The sequence below is a fragment of the Parafrankia sp. BMG5.11 genome (assembly GCF_004337455.1).
The window spans coordinates 1-19,484 of the sequence record NZ_SJXI01000083.1 but is presented as its reverse complement, the minus strand read 5'-3'; the positions used below and the strand labels follow the sequence as shown (position 1 = coordinate 19,484).

Below are 19,484 nucleotides of genomic sequence, written 5' to 3'. Positions count from 1 at the left end.
CCGGTTATTCCCCCACTGTGTGCGAGCAGGTGATACTGACGTGTTCGCACGAGGGGGGAGACGTTGAATGGCGCCGCGGGCCATGGTGGAGCCGGTTGCCTTCCTGAGCTATGCGCACACGGACGACACCGGTCGCGGTCGTCTCACCAGGCTCAGGACGGATCTGGAACACGAGCTCTGCGAGCGCTCCGGCCGGGATATCAAGATCTTCCAGGATCGCAGCGACGTCGTAGCGGGTGACCTCTGGCGATCCACACTCGAGACCGGGCTGGGCAGGGTTCTGTTCCTGCTGCCGGTGGTGTCCCCCGCCTTCGTGGCCAGTGACGAGTGCCTCCGCGAGTTCACCCAGTTCCTGGCCCTGGAACGCGCCGAGCAGTCCAGGCGCGGCGCGCGCCGCCGGATAATCCCGATCTACTGGTCCGAGGTGGACCTGGCCGGGCTGCTCGCCGCCGCCGAGGCGAGCAGCGACCATCAGCGCGCCGCCATGCTCCGGGTGCTGCGCGACCGCCAGCACCATGCCATCAGGCCACTGCGCACCCTGCGCCCGAGCAGCGGGACGTACGTGCGGGAGATCGGCCGCCTGGCGCAGGTCATGGCGGACCGGCTGCCCCCGCCGCCGAGCCTCGGGAGCCGGCTGGCCGGGTCGGTATCCGTCCTCGCCCGCCGCCGGGGCGGCCGGTTGCGAACCGCCCTCGTCGGCCTGGTCACCGTCCTTGCGGTGCTGGTCTCGTTCGTGCTCTGGAACATCCTCGGATCCGGTGGCGGTGATGGCACCGCCGCCGATCCGAACGCCGGTGACGGCGCGCCGGCCGGCCAGGGCGTGCCGGCGGGCGGGGAGGTGCCCAGCGACACCGAGCGGAGCATCGAGGCGGCCTGGCAGCAGATCGTGGCCGAGAACGAGCGGACCGAGCGGGCGGACCGTGAGCGCGGCGCATCGCCCGACTACCTGACGGTCGTGCTGGCCGGCCACCTGAGCTCCGGGGAACAGACGGACGGGCTCGACAACGTCGAGCTGCTTACCGCGCTGACCGGGATGCGGCAGTTCAATGCCGCGCACCGTGACGACCTGCGGATGCGGGTGTGGGCCGCGAACCTCGGCGGGGACGCGGAGTTCGCCGCGCAGGCCGGGGACAAGATCAGCGAGGCCGCCAGGGATGCCGGGCCGGTGATCGTCGTGGGGCTCGGCCAGACCCGTGACGACTCCGAGAAGATGATCAATAATGTCGGCCAGATGGACCTCGCCGGCAACACGGACGCCTTCTCAGGCGTGCCGATGATCGCAGCCACCCAGTCCGGGACGGACCTGACCGGGGAGCCCGGTTACTTCCGGATCGGCGGATCCGACGACCGGCAGGCCGAGATGGGGCTGTCCTGGGCGCCGCGGGGCCTGCTCCACCGGGTCGTGCCGTTCATCGTCTACGACGACGCGGATCGCTGGGGCCGGAGCATGCTCGATGCCTACAACCGGAAGCTGACCAGCCCCGAGTACAAGTCCCGGTTCGACGGCACCGCGTTCGAGACCCTGCTCGAGCAGCGGGTGATCGCCTACTCGACGGATCCCGACACCCCGAGACCGCTGGGTGACGTGCTGGCGGAACCGCAGGACAGGATCTGCGGGGACAACCCCGAGATAAACGGAACGGCGGTGACCGACGCACCCCGGCTCATCATCTATGCCGGGCGGACGGCAGAACTCCCCGAGCTGCTCAGCCTTCTCATGACCCTGCCCGCGAAGTGCCGGAGCAACGTCCACGTGCTGGGTGGCGACGCGCTTTCCGACCTGCGCGACGGGGATGCCTGGGACACCGTCCGGGAAATTCTCGAGAAGGACCCCGTCACCAGGCCGAAGCTCCTGTTCTCGGCTTTCGGCCCGGAGGAGCCGAATTCGGCGCGAAGGCTGCTCGAGAACGGTCTCATCGCCGACTTCGGCCCGGCCGAGAGCGAATTCCGCAGGGTCCGGGACCTTCTCCCGGAGGAGGACCGGCCCAGATTCGCGGAGTTTCCCGACTCGGCCGCCTGGGCCCTGTACGACGCCGTCACGCTCGCCGGGCAGGTCGGGCTGCGTGCCGGGTCGTGCCGGCGCGAACCGGCCGGGGACGGGTGCCGCGAGCTGCTGGACCGGGCGGACGCCGTCCGCGAGACGTCGCACCGCCGGCTCACCACCGGTTTCGACGGCTTCGACCTGTACGTCGCGCTCCGCGAGGTCTACCAGGGCAGACGCGGCTTCGTGGGGGTCACCGGGGTCGTGCACGACCCCGAGCCCGACCGCGCGCTCGACGTGCCCGACCAGGGCGGCGGCCTGGACCCGGCCGGGAAGCTGATGGTGGTCTACGAGCTCTCCGCGGAACCGTCGCGCGCGGTCATCACCGTCAGCTGTGCCATCCCGGACCCGCGCGCCGCGGCAGCGGCGAGCACGCGCTGCGACGGTCGGGAGGTCGGCCTCGGAGCGCCCTGACCCGCCCCGCCCGGGCGCCGTCGGGACGTCGGCCGACCGCGGGCGTCCCGACCGCCGGAGGTCTCAGACGGGGCCCGTGATCGCGCGGAACGCCCCGTCGAGGTCGGCGAGGATGTCGTCCACGCCCTCGAGGCCGACGCAGAGCCTGACCAGGTCGGCGGACACCCCGCTGGTGAGCCGTTCGTCCTCGCGTAGCTGCGCGTGCGTGGTGGACGCCGGGTGGATGGCCAGCGAGCGGACGTCGCCGACGTTCGCCAGGTGGCTGTGCAGCTCCAGCGCCTCGATGAACGCGGGCCCGGCCGCCGCCCCGCCGCGCAGGCCGAACGCGACCACCGCCCCGGTGCCGCGCGGCAGGTAACGCGCCGCCGCGGCGTGCCACGGGCTGGAACGCAGCCCCGGGTAGGCCACCCAGCCGACCTCGTCGCGCGCGGCCAGCCACTCGGCGACGCGCAGCGCGTTGGCGCTGTGCCGCTCCATCCGCAGCGACAGCGTCTCCAGGCCCTGCAACAGCAGGAACGCGTTCATCGGCGCCAGCGCGGGGCCGAGGTCGCGCAGCAGCCGCGCGCGGGCCCGCAGGATGAAGGCCGTCTCGGGGAAGGCGTCGAGGAACACCAGGCCGTCGTAGGCCGGGTCCGGTTCGGTGAACCGCGGGTAGCGCCCGTTGCCCCAGTCGAACCGGCCGCCGTCGACGATGATCCCGCCGATGGACGTCCCGTGCCCGCCGATGAACTTCGTGGCCGAGTGCAGCACGACGTCAGCCCCATGCTCAAGCGGGCGGGCCAGGTAGGGCGAGGCCAGCGTGTTGTCGACGAGCAGCGGTATCCCGGCCTCGTGCGCGACCCCCGCGACGCCGGCGATGCCGAGGACGTTCCCGCGCGGGTTGCCGATCGTCTCGCCGTAGAACGCCGCGGTGTTCGGCCGGATCGCCGCGCGCCAGGCGTCGAGGTCGTCCGGGTCGTCGACGAACGTGGTCTCGATGCCCAGGTCGGCCAGGGTGTGGCGGAACAGGGCGTACGTTCCGCCGTAGAGCGACGCGGACGACACCAGGTGGTCGCCGGCGGAGGCGAGGTTGAGGACGGCCAGGGTCTGCGCGGCCTGCCCGCTGGCTGTCGCCAGGGCGGCGACACCGCCCTCGAGGTCGGCGACGCGCTGCTCGAGGGCGTCCTGCGTCGGGTTCACCACCCGCGTGTAGGTGAAACCCGTCTCGGTGAGGGCGAACAGACCGGCGGCGTAGGCCGCGTCCGGGAACACGAACGAGGTGCTCTGGTAGATCGGCACCGCGCGGGCCCCGGTCGTGGGATCGGGGCGGGTCCCGGCGTGGATCTGCCGGGTCTCGAACGACCAGTCCGGCGTGCCCGCCGCCGGCCGCCCCGGCTCGCCTCTCTCGCGGGGCGCCGGCGTGACGGCCTTCTGGCCTGCCGGCGCGGCGGTGTTCTGGCGGGCCGGGGAGGCGCCGATGGTGTCGGTCACGCGCCGCCTCCGGCCGCCGGCGCCACGCCCGCCGGGGGTGCCACGTCGGCGTAGTGGCGGCGGGCCACCTCGGGATGGCTGCGCAGCCAGCTCTTCAGGGTGTTCGTCCCGTGCTGGGCGAAGATCGGGTTCTCCGGGTCGGGTGGTTCGGCGTCGGGGATCTCCGCGAGGAGGGCGTCGGGCAGCGGCATGGGTTCGAGGGTGGCCGACAGCCGTGGCCCGAAGAAGAACGCCACGGACACCCGCTCGTGGCCTGGTGGTGGGCTCACGACCCGGTGGACGGTTGCCCGGTAGTAACGCCGGGTGGCCAGCTCGAACATCTCGCCGATGTTCACCACGAACGCGCCAGGCACTGCGGCGGCCTCGATCCACCCGCCCGCGCCGTCGGCGACCTGTAGGCCGGACGGGCCCGTGGGGGAGCGGGGGTCCGGGTGGGCGCCGTCCTGGCGGGCTGAGCGGACGCCGTCCTGCAGGACGAAGGTCAGGAAGCCGCCGTCCTTGTGCGCGCCGACGCCCTGGCCGATGCCTTGGTCGACGTTCTGGCCGTCCGCGGCGGCGTTGGGCTCGGCAGCGTCGTGTCCGGTGGCGTCGTGTCCGGCAGCGTCGTGTCCGGTGGTGCTGCCGGCGGGGGTCGGCAGGTAGCGCAGCAGTTTCAGATGGGAGCGGGGCTCGGCGGAGAAGGTCGGGTCCAGGTGGTCGGGCGGCAGCCCCAGCGATTCGGCGAGCGCACGCACCAGCACCCGCGCGACGCGCCCAAGCTCGGCCAGGTAGGCGAGGGCGGCCACGCGCAGCTCCGGCAGCGCCGCCGGCCACTGGTTGGGCCCGTCCAGACGCAGGTAGGGCGGGTCGTCCGGCCCGAGGACGCGGGCCGGCCGCTCGTCGGAGATGTCGATCTGCTCGCGGAGGTCCGGCCTGCCCCGGGTTATCTCGTGCCCGAGGCGGGTGTAGCCGCGGAAGTGCGGGGAGTGGACGTTCTCGATCTCGAGTTTGGCAGCGAGCGGCAGGTCGAAGAACGCGCGGCTCACCGCGATGATCCGCTCCGTGAGGCCGGAAGGTACGCCGTGCCCGGTCAGCTGGAGAAAGCCCGGATCGCGGCAGGCCGCGCGCAGTGCGTCGAGGAAGTCCCGGCGGTCGGCACGGCCGTCCGGCGCGGTGTAGTCGCGCAGGTCGAGGACGGGGAGTCGCGCGGCACCCGCGCTCGCGGCGCGCGGACGAGCGGGGGAGTCGGGGGAGTCGGGCATGCGAGCCTCCCTGCTCCGGGCGGGATGCGTCGGCGGGACTTTACTCCCTTTCCCGATCGGAGAAGTAGTTTTCCGTGAAGGGCGAGGTCGTGGGTCCACAGGACGTTCGGGGTTGGGTTGGTGACACACAGGAGTGTGGTGTGGGACACGTTGGACGCGTGTTGTCGGCCCGGTATTAGGCGTGTTTCGGTTCGGGCATGTCGACTCCGCTGATGCTGGTGCGTCGGGAGTACATCGATCTGCTCCGCGTCACCTCGGCCGCCTGTACCGGCGGCCGGCCGCTCGGCTAGTTCCCGTCGGGCGAGCGCGACACCCCGCTCCCACGGTCCCACGCTCGCGCTGCTCCTGCGCTCCCACGCTCGCGCTGCTCCCGCAAGCCGCACGCATCCGTCCGGTGGCGCCCGCCGTCCCGTACATGTGGTCCGGCACCGCTGTGACCCGCACTGCGAGCGGGGCCGTTCGGCCGACGCGCTGCCAGGCCATGACCCGGCGGAGTGGTGCCGGTGCGGCGTGTATCCGCGCCATTCCGCTCCGGGCGGGGCATCCTTCTTCCGGCCCCGGGCCGAGGTGCCGAACGGCCACCCGCCCGCGACCAACGGATGTGCGCCGGGGGGCCGGCCAGGCCATGAGATGGGCGTGGCGCACCCCGTGAGGCCCCCCGTCCACGCCGCCGTCCGAGAACCACCCCGAACCAGGCTCCGCCGTACCACCACCGCCAGAGGGGGACTTCCGCCATGACCGAGTCGAACTGGTCGTTCGAGACGCAGCAGATCCACGCGGGCGCCCAGCCCGATCCGACGACCGGTGCGCGAGCCGTCCCGATCTACCAGACGACGAGCTTCGTCTTCCGCGACACCGACCACGCGGCCGCGCTGTTCGCGCTCGGCGAGCCGGGCAACATCTACACCCGGATCATGAACCCCACCCAGGACGTCTTCGAGCAGCGCGTCGCCGCCCTCGAAGGCGGGATCGGCGCGCTCGCCACGGCATCGGGGCAGGCGGCGGAGACGCTGGCGATCCTCAACCTGGCCGAGGCCGGCGACCACATCGTCAGCTCCGCGAACCTCTACGGCGGCACCTACAACCTGTTCCACTACACGCTGCCCAAGTTCGGCGTCTCGGTGTCGTTCGTCGACAACCCGGACGACCTTGACGCCTGGCGGGCCGCGGTACGCCCCGAGACGCGGGCCTTCTACGGCGAGACGATCGGCAACCCGCGCGGGGACGTCTTCGACACCGAGGGCGTCGCGGCCGTCGCGCACGAGGCCGGGATACCTCTGATCATCGACAACACCCTGGCGACGCCCTACCTGTACCGGCCGTTCGAGCACGGCGCCGACATCGTCGTGCACTCGGCGACCAAGTTCATCGGCGGCCACGGCACCTCGATCGGCGGGATCATCGTCGACAGCGGCCGGTTCGACTACGGCGCCAGCGGGCGGTTCGCGAACTTCACCACCCCCGACCCGAGCTACCACGGCCTGGTCTACTGGGACGCCCTCGGTCACGGCAGCTACATCGCCAAGGCCCGGGTGCAGCTCCTGCGCGACCTCGGCCCGGCCGTCGCGCCGCTCAACTCCTTCCTGTTCCTGCAGGGCCTGGAGACGCTGTCACTGCGGATGGAGCGGCACAGCGCCAACGCCCAGCGGGTCGCCGAGTGGCTGCGGGCGCGCGACGAGGTGAGCTGGGTCGCCTACCCGAAGCTGGCCGGTTCGCCGTGGTACGAGCGGGCGAGCCGGGTCCTGCCCCGCGGCGCGGGCGCCGTGCTGGCGTTCGGTATCGAGGGCGGTGCGGCGGCGGGCCGGAAGTTCGTCGAGGGCCTGGAGCTGTTCAGCCACCTCGCCAACATCGGCGACGTCCGCTCGCTGGTCATCCACCCGGCGACGACCACCCACTCGCAGCTCACCGACGCCGAACAGGCGGCGACCGGGGTCACCCCCGACCTGATCCGGCTGTCGGTGGGCATCGAGGGCATCGACGACATCCTCGCCGACCTCGACGCGGGCTTCCGGGCCGCGAAGTCCGGATGACCGACCAGCGTCAGGACGCCGCACCCGCCAGCCAGCCGGCGCCGCCACCCCGGCCACCGTCGGGTCCGCGGCCGGCACCGCCGTCGCCGTCGCCGTCGCCGTCGCCGCCGGCGTCGGCGGCGTGGCGCCCCGGCGACCCGGTGGGAGATCGCCGGTTCGTCAGGTCGGCCGGCCCGCTGACCCTGGAACGCGGTGGTTCGCTGCCCGAGGTGACGATCGCCTACGAGACGTGGGGCACGCTCGCGCCCGACGCGGGTAACGCCGTGCTGGTGCTGCACGCGCTCACCGGCGACAGTCACGCCGCCGGCGGCGCCGGGCCGGGGCATCCGACCCCGGGCTGGTGGGGTGGGCTGGTGGGGCCGGGCGCCGTCCTCGACACCGACCGGTTCTTCGTCGTCTGCCCGAACGTCCTCGGCGGCTGTCAGGGCACCACGGGCCCGGCCTCCGCCGCACCCGACGGACGTCCCTGGGGTGGCCGCTGGCCGGAGATCACCGTCGGCGACCAGGTCAGGGCGGAGGCCCTGCTGGCCGACGAGCTCGGCGTGGGCCGGTGGGCGGCCGTCATCGGCGGCTCGATGGGCGGGATGCGGGCGCTGGAATGGGCGCTGGCGTTCCCCGCCCGGGTACGGCGCGCCGTCGTGATCGCCTGCGGAGCGGCGGCGACCGCCGAACAGATCGCGCTCTACGCCACCCAGCTTGCGATGATCCGTGCCGACCCGAACTGGCACGGCGGTGACTACCACGACCGCCCGCCCGGGGCCGGGCCGCACGTCGGGCTGGGCCTGGCCCGGCAGATGGGGCAGGTCAGCTACCGCAGCGAGCGCGAGCTGGCCCACCGGTTCGGCAACGCGGTGCAGGCGGACGGCCGCTACGCCGCCGCGTCCTACGTCGAGCATCACGGGGCGAAGCTGGCGCACCGTTTCGACGCCGGCAGCTACCTCACGCTGACCGCGGCGATGATGAGCCAGGACGCCGGCCGCGGCCGTGGCGGCGTGCCGGCGGCGCTGCGGGCCTGCCCCGTCCCGGTGACGGTCGCCGGCATCGACAGCGACCGCCTCTACCCGCCGCGCCTGCAGGCCGAGCTCGCCCGCCACCTGGGCACCGAGCTGCGCCTCGTCCCCTCCGCGTCGGGTCACGACGGCTTCCTGCTCGAGACGGCCGCCGTCGGCAGGGTCGTCCGCGACGCGCTCGCCCCCGCCGCGACGTGCTGATCGCCCCGGGCGGCCTTCGTGCCGCTATCCGGCGGGTCCGACCTGATGGAGGTGGTGGGCCAAAGCCTCGTGCCTGCCGCCCGACGACGCGGTGGACGCGTGATCCGTGTGGACCGTCGCCGCGGTCAGTCGGGAGACGGCGTGGATCATGGAGTGCTCGGCCTCCACCGCGATCGCGTGCGCGTCGACGACGGTCAGGTGCTCGTCCACGAGGATGTCGGCCTCGGCGCGGAGCTGGTGGCCGATCCACCGCAGCCGCAGCGCGCCGACCCCGCGTACCCCGGCCGTCGCGGCCAGCGCGGCCTCCGCCGCGTCGACCAACCCGGGATCAACGGCATCCATCAGGCGCTCGTAGACCTCCCGGACCGCGTCCCGCAGCACCGCGAGGATCGCGACCGTGACCAGGAGGCCGATCAGCGGGTCCGCCAGCTGCCAGCCCAGCCCGACCCCGCCGGCGCCGATCAGCACGGCCAGCGAGGTGAATCCGTCCGTGCGGGCGTGCAGCCCGTCGGCGACCAGTGCCGCCGACCCGATTCTCCGGCCTGTTTCGATCCGGTAGCGGGCGACCCATTCATTGCCGATGAATCCGAGCAGGCCGGCCACCGCCACCGCCGGCAGATGCGACACGTCCCGCGGATGGATCAGCCGGTCCACCGCCTCGTATGCGGCCACCCCCGCGGACGCGGCGATGACGAGCACCACCGCGATGCCGGCCAGGTCCTCCGCACGGCCGTACCCGTAGGTGAACCGGCGGGTCGCCGGCCGCCGGCCCAGCCAGAACGCGACCGCGAGGGGAAGCGCGGTCAGCGCGTCCGCGGCGTTGTGGATGGTGTCTCCGAGCAGGGCCACCGACCCGGAGAGCAGGACAACGACGAACTGACAGACGGCCGTGACACCGAGGATCACCAGGGAGTTCCGCAGCGCCCGTATCCCCTCCGCGGACGCGGCCTCCGCGTCCATCCGGCCGGACAGGCCGTGCGAGTGGCGGTGGGGGTGCGGGAGACGCAGCCGCTCCCAGCCGCGGTGCCGTGACCCGTGCCCGTGCCCGTGCCCGTGCCCGTGCCCGTGGACGGCGCCGCGCGAATGGTGTGCCCGATCGTCGTTCGCCGCATTTTCCGGAGCTGGATTCGGCGGGCTGAAGTCCTTCACGCGAATACCGTGACACGAAAACAATATTGCGGCTACAAGGCGGAAAGCCCGATGTCGCAGGTGCAAGCATTTCGCTTCTGCGACCATTCCTCTGGCGCGTCGGGGGTGGGCTCCGGGTGAGCGTCGTTGTGACCCCCAGTTGGTCGATCAGTCGTCCCCCGGCCGGGCGGTGCGTGATCCCAGGCGGCCGTGGCTGTCCGTGAGCGTGCGACGATCGCCACGCAGAGCGGCGGCTTCGGTGACCGCGCTGTGAACGCGTAACTGCACAGCCGCCCACGCCACGTGGCGGCCGGCGGAGGGGATCCGTGTCGACGATCGTGATCGGCCCGGCAACGGACCGCTGGGGCCGGTACCGGTTAGCGTCGGCGGCCCTCGCGCTCGGCGCGGTGGCGGGCGGTCTCGCCCTCGCCGCCGGATGGCCGTACTGGCGTGCCGAGCCCGCGGCGGCCGCGGTCAACGCCTTCGTGACCGGCGCGTTCGTCACCTCCGGGATCCTGCTCGCCAGCCTCGCCGCGCTGCGCCGCACCGGTCTGCTCGCCATCGCGGCCGGGCTGTGCTGGGCCGCCACCTGGCTGCTGTGCCGGGAGGTCGGACCGCTTCCGGCGATCGGCCTGTTCGCGAACGCGCTGTTCTTCGTCGTGCTCGGCTGGGGGGTGCTGCTCTACCCGGACGGGCGGCTCACCGGACGGGCGGACTGGTGGGCGGCCATGGCCACCACCGTGGCGTTCGGCCTGCTGGCCGTGGTGGCGATCATCGTGGCCGAACCGGAGTGGAACGGGTTCGCGCCGGAGGTCCGCTGGCCGTCCCTGCTGTCCGACGAGGCCGTGTTCGGGTTCGTCAGCGACCTCTACACGGTCGTCAACCCGGTGCTCGCGGTGGTGTTCGTCGGCCTGCTCGTGCGGCGCTGCGCCCGGCTCTACGGGCTGGAGCGCTCGCTGATCGCGCCCGCGCTCGCCGTGCTGGGCGTCGTCGTGCTCTGCCTGGCGGCGCTGTCACCCACGCTGGAGAACCACCGGCCTGGGCACGTCGCCGACGGTATCGCCGCGCAGGGCGCCGCGCTGGCGGTGTTCCCGCTCGCGCTGCTCGTCGCGATGGTGCGGCGCGCCGTCGCCGCGGCGACGGCGGCCGATCGCATGCTGCGTCTCGGCGGCGGCCCGGCGACGGTCGGCGCCGTCCGGGACGCGCTGCGCAGCGTGCTGCGCGACGGCACCGTGGACGTCTTCTTCTGGCTGCCCGAGGAGCATCGTTTCGTCGACGTCGACGGGGAGGCGGCCGACCCGGACGGGCGGCCGCAGGCCTGGCGCCAGGAGGTGACGGCGACCTCGGGGGAGCGGCTCGCGGTGGTGACCGGCGGGCCGCTGCTGCGTCGGCACGCACCGTTCACCGAGGCCGCGCTGCGGGCCGCGCGGCTGGCGCTGCAGAACGCGCAGCTCCAGGTCGCCATCCAGGCGCAGCTGGTGGAGACCCGGGCCGCCCAGCGGCGCGTCGAGGATGCCGAGGCCGCCGAGCGCAACCGCATCGCGCGTGATCTGCACGACGGTGTGCAGCAACGCCTGCTCGCGCTGGCGATGTCGGCGAGCGCGGCGGAGTGGTCCACCGACGACGATCCGGACAGCACGGCATCGGTGTTCCGGGACATCCGGGCGGGGCTGCTGGCGGCGAACGCGGAGGTCCGCAACGTCGCCCGCGGTCTGGACCCGGAGATCCTGCGTACCGCCGGCCTGGCCGGGGCGGTCCGGGACGCGGCCGGCCGCCCGGGGCTGCCCGTGGACCTGCGCGTCGAGCTCACCGGCACCGCCCCCTACGGCGACCTCGCCGAGCGCACGGTGTACTTCGCGGTCTGCGAGGCGCTGGCGAACGCGGTGAAGCACTCCGGGGCCGGCGCAGTGTGGGTGCGGCTGACCGGCGGTGAGGCCCGGCTCGAGGCCGAGGTCCGCGACGACGGCTGCGGCGGCGCCGCGGCCGGCACCGCCGGGGGCCTGGCCGGCCTGCGGGACCGGGTCGACGCCGCGGGCGGCAGCATGCTGCTGACCAGCCCGCCCGGTGCGGGGACGACGGTACTTGTCAGCGTCCCCGTCGGCGGTGCGCGCTGACGCCGCGCCCGGGGCACATGGCGCACCCGTTGGCACGGTTGGTCCGGCGGGGGTGGGCGGTGGCGCGTCCGCTGCTGCCGGCGGTGGGCGCCGGTGCCGCGGTCGCCGCGGGGACGCTCTGCGCCGGCTGGCCCTACCTGCGTCACGAGCCCGCGCTGGCGGCGTTGAACATTCTCGTCGCCGGCTCGCTGACCACCGCCGGCGTCCTGCTGGCCGGGTCGGCGCTGCTGCGGCGCACCGGCGTCCTGCTCGCCGGGGCCGGTCTCGCCTGGCTCACGACGTGGACGATGAGCTGGGACACCGGCGTGCTGCCGCTGCTGGGCATCGCCGGCAGCTGCCAGTTCTATCTGCTGTTCTGCACCGCGCTGCTGCTCTACCCCGACGGGCGGTTCATCGGGCGGGCCGACCGGGCGATCCTGGTGCTGATGGCGATCGTGCTCGGGCCGCTGATGCTGTGGAGCATCCTCGCCTCGCGGCCCGAGTGGAACGGGTACGCCCCGGACGTCTGGTGGCCCGCGCCCCTGGCCGACGAGGACGTCTTCGGTGCGATCAGCGACGCGTACCAGGTGGTCAACCCGCTGCTCGCGGTCGGTTTCGCGGTTCTGCTGATCCGACGGCTCCGGCGGGTGCGCGGCCCGGAGCGCGCCGTCGCGCCGCTGGTGCTGCTCGGGGTGGGCGTGGCGATGGCCGGCGCGGCCCTGCTGGCACCGGCCATCGAGGCCGATGACCTGAGCCGGGTGCTGGGGGCGGTCGCGTCGCAGGGCGCTGTTCTGGCGGTGTTCCCGGCGATGCTGGTGGTCGCCACCGGCCGCCGCGTGCTCGGCGTGGCCACCGCCGCCGACCGGGTGCTCCGTCTCGCCGCGCCGGCGACCGTGCGCAGCGTCCGCGACGCGCTGCGTGCCGTCCTGCACGACCCGACGGTCGAGGTGTACTTCCGGTTGCCCGGCGGCGCGGGGTATGTCGACGTGGACGGCCGGCCGGCCGTCGCCCCGGTGGAACCGCGCGGTCCCCGCTGGACGCGCGACGTCCGCACCCGGGCCGGCGAGCCGCTCGCCGTGGTGACGGGTGATCCCGCGCTCGGCCATCACGGTGCGTTCACCGACGCGGCGCTGCGGGCCGGGCGCCTCGCGCTGGAGAACGCCCAGCTGCAGGTCGCCGTCCGGGCCCGGCTGGTCGAGACGCGGGAGGCGCACCTGCGCGAGGCCGACGCGCAGGCCGCGCAGCGCCGCCGGATGGCCCGCGACCTCCACGACGGGATGCAGCGGCGGCTCGCCGAGCTCGAGCGGGCCGCCGCCGCGGCCGAGGACGCTGCGGCGGCCGACCCGGTCGCGGCGCGGACCGTGCTGCGGGGGCTGCACGAGGGCCTGCTCGCCGCGAACCAGGAGGTCCGCGACCTGGGGCGTGGCCTGAGCCCGCGGGACGGCACCCACGCGGCCCCGGCGCGCTCCCGCTCCGCCGGCTGATCAGCCCGGCCAGCCGGAGCCGATCTGCCGGCCGGCCAGCCGAAGGGCTGATCGGCCGGCAGACGCGATCAGCCCGCGTGGACGGGCACCCCGTCGACCGCGGGGACGTCGTCCCGGCCCGCACGGACCAGCAGGATCACCGCGACCAGGGCGATCCCCACGAGCCCGGCGCTCCATACGAACGACGTGGTGTAGCCCTCGATGGCCGCCTGCCGCTGCGCGGCCGCGCCGGTGCCGTGCGAGCCCAGGTAGTCCGAGACCGCCGTCGCGTACACGGTGTTCAGCAGCGCGACGCCGAGTGACCCGCCGACCTGCTGGGTGGTGTTGACCAGCGCGCTCGCCACACCGGCGTCGTGGTCGGCGACCCCCAGCAGGGAGACGCTGGACATCGGGACGAACGCGAGGCCCATCCCGAGGCTGATCAGGATCTCGGCGGGCAGGACGTGGCCCGCGTAGCTGGAGTCCGCCCCGATCTGGCTGAGCAGGACCAGCCCGCCGGCGGCCAGCGCGGTGCCGATGATCATCAGTATCGTCGGCCCCACCCGGGGGAGGAACTGGCTGGCCAGACCGGCCGAGAGGATGATGCCCGCGCTGAACGGCAGGAAGGCGAAGCCGCTGCGCAGCGCGCTGTACCCGAGCGTCGACTGGAAGTAGAAGGTGAGGAACAGGAACATCGCGAACAGGCCGCCGCCGATGAGTAGCGACGCCAGGAAGGAGCCGCCTCGGTTGCGTTCCAGCGGCACGCGCATCGGCAGCAGCGGGGCGGCCGTGCGTGTCTCGATCACGACGAACACCGCGAGCAGCGCCACCGCGCCGGCGAGCAGGCCGATCGTGGTCGCCGAGCCCCAGCCGTCGTCGGCCGCGACGGTGAACCCGTACACGAGTGCGAGCAGGCCGGCGGTGACGGTCACCGCGCCGGGGATGTCGTAGCTCGGTGTGCCCTCGGCCTTGCTCTCCCGCACGATGGGCAGCGCGGCCGCGGCGGTGGCGAGGGCGATCGGGACGTTGACCAACAGGCACCAGCGCCAGGACGCGTACTCGGTGAGCAGCCCGCCGACGATGAGCCCGATCGCCGCGCCGCCACCGGAGATCCCGCCGTAGACGCCGAAGGCGCGGGCGCGCTCCTTGCCCTCGGTGAACGTCACGGTGATCAGGGAGAGTGCCGCTGGGGCGAGGAGCGCCGCGCAGGCACCCTGCAGGGCCCGGGCCGCGAAAAGGAACTCGGCGTTGGGAGCGGCGCCGCCCAGCGCCGAGGCGGCCGCGAAGCCGACCAGGCCCCAGATGAAGATCCTCTTGCGTCCGAGGAAGTCGGCGATGCGCCCGCCGAGCAGGAGCAGGCCGCCGAACGCCAGGGTGTAGGCGGTCATGACCCACTGCCGGTTGGCGGTGGAGATGCCCAGGTCGCTCTGGGCGTGCGGGAGGGCGATCGTCACGATCGACGCGTCGAGCACGACCATGAGCTGGGCGACCGCGATGATGCTGAGCGCCAGCCAGCGTCGCGGGTCGAGCTGGCTACTCGCCCCTGGTGACCCGACCGCGGCGGGCGGGTGCCCGTCGCCGACGACGTCGGTGGAAACGGTCACGGAAGATCTCCTCGTGTCCGGTGGTTGCTGTCAGTCGAGGTGGTCACCGGGAGTGGCCCGGCATCTGGTTCGCTGTCGAATAGTACGCGGCCTGATAGTACAGGCTCGAATTATTTCTGGGCGAACCATCGATGATCAAATAAGCTCATTGCATGGACGGCGGTACGGACGCGTGCATCAGTGGGGCGGAGCCCGACCAGATCGACGGCATCGTCGAGCAGTGGCAGAGCGAGCGCCCCGATCTTGATCTGAGCGCGATGGGGATGTTCGCCCGGATGAAGATGTTCATCGCCGGGCTCACCGCGAGCATGGAGGGCGAGCTCGACAAGCACGGCCTGACTCCCGGCGAGTTCGACGTGCTCGCCACGCTGCGCCGCACCGGCCCGCCGTGCGTGCTGATCCCCTCGCAGCTCTCCGCGTCGCTGATGATGTCGCGGGCCGGCATCACGAACCGGCTCGACCGGCTGGAGGCCGCCGGCCTGGTGAAGCGCAACCTGGATCCCGACGACCGGCGCAGCTTCCGGGTCGGGCTGACCGACAAGGGCCTCGCCGTCATCGATACCGCGTTCACCGGGCACGCCGCCAACATCGCGCGGCTGGCGAACCACCTCACGGCTGAGCAGCGGGAGCACTTCGACCAGGCGCTGCGCGTTCTGCTGCGCGCCCTCTAGTCACTGCGGGGGCGCGGCCAACGAACGGCGGGCGTCAGCCCCCGGTCGTCCTCGGTGCCACGAGCGGCCGGTCGGGCGCCATACCGCGCCGCCGCCCGCGGCTGGCGGGATGGGCACGGTGGGTGGGCATGACCAGCGGCCCGGTCTGCACGTCGGCGTGCCGGGTCTCCTTGCGCACCTGGTACACCCAGCTCTTGCTCACCGTGATGCCCCACCGGCCGAGCAGGGTGACCGCCGAGGTCGCCGAACCGCCGGTCTCGTCCAGCGCGCGAATGATCGCCTCGCGCTTCACCGAGGAGTCCACGGTGTCCACTCCGCCGGCGGAGCCGGCCCCGGCCGTGGACGCCGGCCCGTCTGTCGGGACGGTTGCCGAGGCGCCTGTCGGGACGGCCGGGCCCGGCGCAGGCGTCCGCCCGGGTGCCGGGTCGAGGGCCTGGGCCGTCGCGGGGGCGGGCGTGACCATGGGTGCGGTCACCGAGAGGTCGACCACCGCCACCGTGCTGTCGGCCACAACGTTGTCGGCCACAGCGTTGTCGGTCGCCGCGGGAGCTGTCGCGGCGGGAGCGGGGGTGCCAGCCGGGAAGTCGCCGCCGACGGCGGGCATCCGCTGCCGCTGCGGCGGAATGGACCCCGGCGCCGGAACCGGCTGCCCACCGCCCGGCTGCCCACCGCCCGGCTGCCCACCGGCAGCTGGGCCATCAGCCTGGGGATCGACAGTCGGGACGTCGGCCGGCGCCGCGGCGGCGGCCTGCTGGCGGGCTGTCCGCCGGCTGGTCGGGTGGATCTGGCGCATGAGCAGCTCGTACGAGCCGAGCAGTGCCAGCGGAGGCCAGCCGGCGATGATCCGGGCTGCGGTGGTCGGCTCGGCGTGCAGGACGTTCGCCGCCAGTGACGCGCACGCCCCCAGCATCAGCAGTGTGTAGGACAGCCAGGACCGCCGCCGGCCGGCCCGCCGGTCGGCCAGCATCGTCATCGACGCGGCCACGATCAGCCCGTCCACGCTGAACGGGAGAACGGCCGAGGTCATCGCGTCCTCGCCGTACTGCAGGGCGACGCCGCGCATGTGGCGGTAGGAGACGAAACCCGCCACGGCCGCGACCGTGGCCACCGCGATCACGGTGGTGATCCGGATGGCCCGTTCCGCCCGGCCTCCGGCCCGCCGAGCCTCCTGCGCCGGACGTCCGTCGACCACACCGATCACCTTTTCAGCCCGTCAATAACAGCCTGGAACCTCTCGACACAAACCATCGCACACAAGACGGAAGTCGCGAACGGCGCGTACGGTTCTTATGCACCGTGGTGCCGGTGTGGGGCTCCAAAGGGTGACCGTCAGGTTTCCCTGCGGAACTCCGCGGGAGTACCTGTTCCAGCGACCGCCCGCGGCGTCTCCCGCGAGCCTGTACGAGCATCGTGACCAGCAGGTTTCCGTGCGGGGTCCGGGCGGCCGGGCCGCACTCGCCGACGCTGGGGACGTGGGGTCGAACGCCCGCTGTCGCGCCGGCGCCCGCTCGATGAACGGCCGTCCGAACACCGCGCCGCCGGCCCGGAATGCCGGCGAGCGCATACCGGCGACGTTTTCCCGGGATTTCCACCCGGTGTTTCCTGACGTTCCGCGTGCTGACGAAGTACTCCGGGTGACGTACTCCGGGTAGCGCCGTCCGAGTGGGCCCGCAGCCCCGCTGCCAGCCGGAAACCCAATGGACGGCGGCCGGCCGGAGGGGGGATGCATGCGCCGCATGCGAGCCTGAGTCGCCATCGAAACGATCAACCTCGCGGCCGGTGCCCGGACGGGGCCGGCCGCCGATGTCCCCTGCCTCCGAACAGGAAAGATCGATGGAGACTCACGAGTACGCATGCCATGACGGGGTCGGCCTGAGCGGGCTGATCCGCCGGGGCGAGGTCAGCGCCGCCGAGGTCGAACAGGCCGCCCGGCGGGCCCTGGAGACGGTGAACGAGAAGATCAACGGGCTGGCCGCGCCGCTGTTCACCCCGGCGCTCGATCACGGGGACGGCCCGTTCACCGGAGTGCCGTTCCTGATCAAGGACATCGGCCCGATGGCCCGGGGAGTTCCCTTCTACTGCGGCAGCCGCGCCCTCGGCCCGGGTGTGCCGGCCCAGGAGGACCACGAGCTCATGGCCCGCTTCCGGGCGGCCGGGCTGGTCACGATGGGCCTGACGACCGCGCCGGAGCTGGGCCTCAACTTCGCCACCGAGGCGGTCCGGTACGGACCGACCCGCAACCCCTGGAACCTCGACCGCGGGGTCGGCGGCTCCAGCGGCGGCGCCGCGGGCCTTGTCGCGGCCGGCGCGGTTCCGCTGGCCCACGGCAACGACGGCGCGGGCTCGCTGCGCGTCCCCGCGTCGTGCTGCGGGCTGGCCGGGCTGAAGCCGAGCCGCGGGCGCACCCCCGTCGGCGCCGACACCGGGATGGGCCTGCTCGGGATGCTCTCCGAGTTCGCCCTGACCAGAACGGTCCGCGACACCGCCCGGCTCCTGGACGTCGTCGCCGGCCCAGGGCTCGGTGACGCGTTCACCGCCCCGCCGCCCACCGGCCGCTACGCCGACGAGGTCACCGCCGACCCGGGGCGGCTGCGGGTGGCCGTCACCACCCGGGCGTGGTCCGGTGCCGCGGTCGACGGCGAGATCGCCCAGGCGGCCGTGCGGGCCGCCGAGTGCCTCGCCGGGCTCGGCCATCACGTCGATGTCGCCAGCCCCGTCCTGGACTGGGAGAGCGTGGTGAGCGCCGTGGCGGCGGAGGCGGTGGCCTCCGCGGCGCCCTTCCTGCTCGCCCCACGGCAGCCGCCGGCCGAGCGGCTCGAGGCGGTCTCCCGGGTGATGATCTCCGCCGCCCGGGAGCGCCGTGCCGTCGACCTGGTGGCCGGGCTGAACGCGGCCGGACGGGTGAGTCGGGCGGTCGCCCGCCGCCTACTCGTCGTGGACCCGGCCGAGGTCGATGACGACCTGGTCCGCGACATCACCGAGATCCTGACCTCGATGTGCGCCCGGCTGTACGGCCGCCGCGCCGCCGCGAACCGAGCCCGCCGCGCGGTCGCCGCTGCCACTGAGGCGGCCGAATGAGGACGTTGCAGGCGTATCGGTTCGCGCTCGACCCGAACGACGTCCAGGCCGCGAACCTGCGTCGCCACGCGGGGGCGGCCCGGTTCGCCTACAACTGGGGCCTGGCCCGGGTGAAGGCCGCGTTTGCGCAGCGCGACGCGGAGAAGTCCTACGGCTTGGACGGCGACCTGCTCACCCCGGTGCCGTGGACGCTGCCCGCGCTGCGGCTTGCCTGGAACGCTGCCAAGCGGGAGGTCGCCCCGTGGTGGGACGAGTGCTCGAAGGAGGCGTACTCGGCCGGGCTGGACCAGCTTGCCTGTGGACTGAAGAACTTCACCGACTCCCGGAAGGGAAAGCGGAAGGGCCGCCGGGTCGGCTTTCCCCGGTTCAAGAAGCGCGGGAAAGCCCGCGACTCGTTCCGCTACACCACCGGTGCCTACGGCCCGGCCGGCGACCTGCACGTGAAGCTGCCCCGAATCGGCCGGGTCAAGGTCCACGAGCCGATGGGCGCGCTCACGTCGCGGCTGGCGGACGGCCGGGCGCGGCTGGGCGGCGCGACGGTGTCCCGGACGGCTGGCCGCTGGCTCGTGGCGTTCACCGTCGAGGCCGACCGGGACGTTTCTGAACGGCCGACCCGCCGTCAGCGGACGGGCGGCACGGTCGGCGTCGACTTGGGCGTGAAACACCTCGCGGTCCTCTCCAGCGGCGAGACGGTGGCGAACCCGAAACGGCACGCCGCCGCGCTACGGAAACTGCGTCGCGCGTCGCGGGCCTATGCCCGGTCGAAGCCGGGCAGCGCTGGGCGCCGGCAGCGCGCCGCCAGCTCGCGACGATCCATGTCCGGGTCGCGAGCCAGCGCCGCGACGGGCTGCACAAGCTCACGACACGGCTCGCCCGGTCCCACGACGTGATCGTGGTCGAGGATCTGCACGTCGCCGGGATGGTCCGCAACCGGCGGCTCGCCCGCGCCGTCTCGGACGTCGGGATGGGTGAGATCCGCCGGCAACTCGACTACAAGACCCGCTGGTACGGTTCGCGGCTGCACGTCGCGGACCGTTGGT

General features: G+C 73.5%; 12 protein-coding genes and 3 pseudogenes. 10 read left to right on the top strand and 5 right to left on the bottom strand.

What is annotated here, in order from left to right; translation table 11 throughout:
* The first annotated feature begins 67 nt into the window (after window positions 1–67).
* Window positions 68–2,455 (top strand): TIR domain-containing protein, encoded by a 2,388-nt coding sequence (locus tag E0504_RS40795; RefSeq protein WP_131626998.1) that lies wholly within the window; start codon window positions 68–70, stop codon window positions 2,453–2,455.
* Window positions 2,456–2,518: 63 nt separating this feature from the next.
* Here E0504_RS40795 and E0504_RS40790 read toward each other — a convergent pair whose 3' ends face one another.
* A complete protein-coding gene (locus E0504_RS40790; protein WP_131626996.1) occupies window positions 2,519–3,925 on the bottom strand; it encodes a bifunctional o-acetylhomoserine/o-acetylserine sulfhydrylase in 1,407 nt (468 codons plus the stop codon).
* Window positions 3,922–5,166, bottom strand: a complete 1,245-nt coding sequence (locus E0504_RS40785) for an isopenicillin N synthase family oxygenase (RefSeq protein ID WP_131626994.1) — start codon at window positions 5,164–5,166, stop codon at window positions 3,922–3,924. Before E0504_RS40785 ends, E0504_RS40790 begins: the two co-directional genes overlap by 4 nt.
* Window positions 5,167–5,363: 197 nt before the next feature.
* Between E0504_RS40785 and E0504_RS54595 the strand changes: the two genes are divergently transcribed.
* The 3 genes from E0504_RS54595 to E0504_RS40775 all read left to right on the top strand — a co-directional run bounded on the left by E0504_RS54595 (window position 5,364) and on the right by E0504_RS40775 (window position 8,407).
* The gene (locus tag E0504_RS54595) at window positions 5,364–5,456 is read left to right on the top strand and encodes a putative leader peptide (protein ID WP_338045467.1); all 93 of its coding nucleotides are present in this window, start codon (window positions 5,364–5,366) and stop codon (window positions 5,454–5,456) included.
* A 444-nt stretch (window positions 5,457–5,900) separates the two neighbouring features.
* Complete coding sequence (locus tag E0504_RS40780; RefSeq protein WP_131626992.1) at window positions 5,901–7,196, top strand: bifunctional o-acetylhomoserine/o-acetylserine sulfhydrylase; 1,296 nt, start codon at window positions 5,901–5,903, stop codon at window positions 7,194–7,196.
* The gene (locus tag E0504_RS40775; RefSeq protein WP_131626990.1) at window positions 7,193–8,407 is read left to right on the top strand and encodes a homoserine O-acetyltransferase; all 1,215 of its coding nucleotides are present in this window, start codon (window positions 7,193–7,195) and stop codon (window positions 8,405–8,407) included. Before E0504_RS40780 ends, E0504_RS40775 begins: the two co-directional genes overlap by 4 nt.
* Window positions 8,408–8,431: 24 nt before the next feature.
* Here E0504_RS40775 and E0504_RS40770 read toward each other — a convergent pair whose 3' ends face one another.
* On the bottom strand, window positions 8,432–9,367 hold the full coding sequence (locus E0504_RS40770) for a cation diffusion facilitator family transporter (RefSeq protein ID WP_368672130.1): 936 nt from the start codon (window positions 9,365–9,367) through the stop codon (window positions 8,432–8,434).
* Between the two features lie 494 nt (window positions 9,368–9,861).
* On the opposite strand from E0504_RS40770, the gene E0504_RS40765 reads away from it, so the two are divergent.
* Window positions 9,862–11,649, top strand: a complete 1,788-nt coding sequence (locus E0504_RS40765; RefSeq protein ID WP_131626986.1) for a sensor histidine kinase — start codon at window positions 9,862–9,864, stop codon at window positions 11,647–11,649.
* Between the two features lie 59 nt (window positions 11,650–11,708).
* Window positions 11,709–13,112 carry a histidine kinase gene (locus tag E0504_RS40760; RefSeq protein ID WP_112108950.1) on the top strand — a complete coding sequence of 468 codons (1,404 nt, stop codon included), beginning with the start codon at window positions 11,709–11,711 and terminating at the stop codon, window positions 13,110–13,112.
* Window positions 13,113–13,180: 68 nt separating this feature from the next.
* Here the strand turns inward: E0504_RS40760 and E0504_RS40755 are convergent, their stop codons facing one another.
* The gene (locus E0504_RS40755) at window positions 13,181–14,695 is read right to left on the bottom strand and encodes an MFS transporter (protein ID WP_071063121.1); all 1,515 of its coding nucleotides are present in this window, start codon (window positions 14,693–14,695) and stop codon (window positions 13,181–13,183) included.
* A gap of 152 nt (window positions 14,696–14,847) precedes the next feature.
* On the opposite strand from E0504_RS40755, the gene E0504_RS40750 reads away from it, so the two are divergent.
* Window positions 14,848–15,366, top strand: a complete 519-nt coding sequence (locus tag E0504_RS40750; RefSeq protein ID WP_112108949.1) for a MarR family winged helix-turn-helix transcriptional regulator — start codon at window positions 14,848–14,850, stop codon at window positions 15,364–15,366.
* Between the two features lie 34 nt (window positions 15,367–15,400).
* Here E0504_RS40750 and E0504_RS40745 read toward each other — a convergent pair whose 3' ends face one another.
* On the bottom strand, window positions 15,401–16,558 hold the full coding sequence (locus E0504_RS40745) for a DUF2637 domain-containing protein (RefSeq protein WP_131626984.1): 1,158 nt from the start codon (window positions 16,556–16,558) through the stop codon (window positions 15,401–15,403).
* A 611-nt stretch (window positions 16,559–17,169) separates the two neighbouring features.
* On the opposite strand from E0504_RS40745, the pseudogene E0504_RS52780 reads away from it, so the two are divergent.
* The 3 pseudogenes from E0504_RS52780 to tnpB all read left to right on the top strand — a co-directional run.
* Window positions 17,170–18,141: pseudogene (locus E0504_RS52780) on the top strand (amidase); the annotation flags it as partial.
* 135 nt (window positions 18,142–18,276) lie between these two features.
* Window positions 18,277–18,444, top strand: a pseudogene (locus E0504_RS51560) (IS607 family transposase); the annotation flags it as partial.
* Window positions 18,441–19,484 (top strand): annotated as a pseudogene (gene tnpB, locus E0504_RS40735) (IS607 family element RNA-guided endonuclease TnpB); the annotation flags it as partial. The pseudogenes E0504_RS51560 and tnpB, both read left to right, overlap by 4 nt.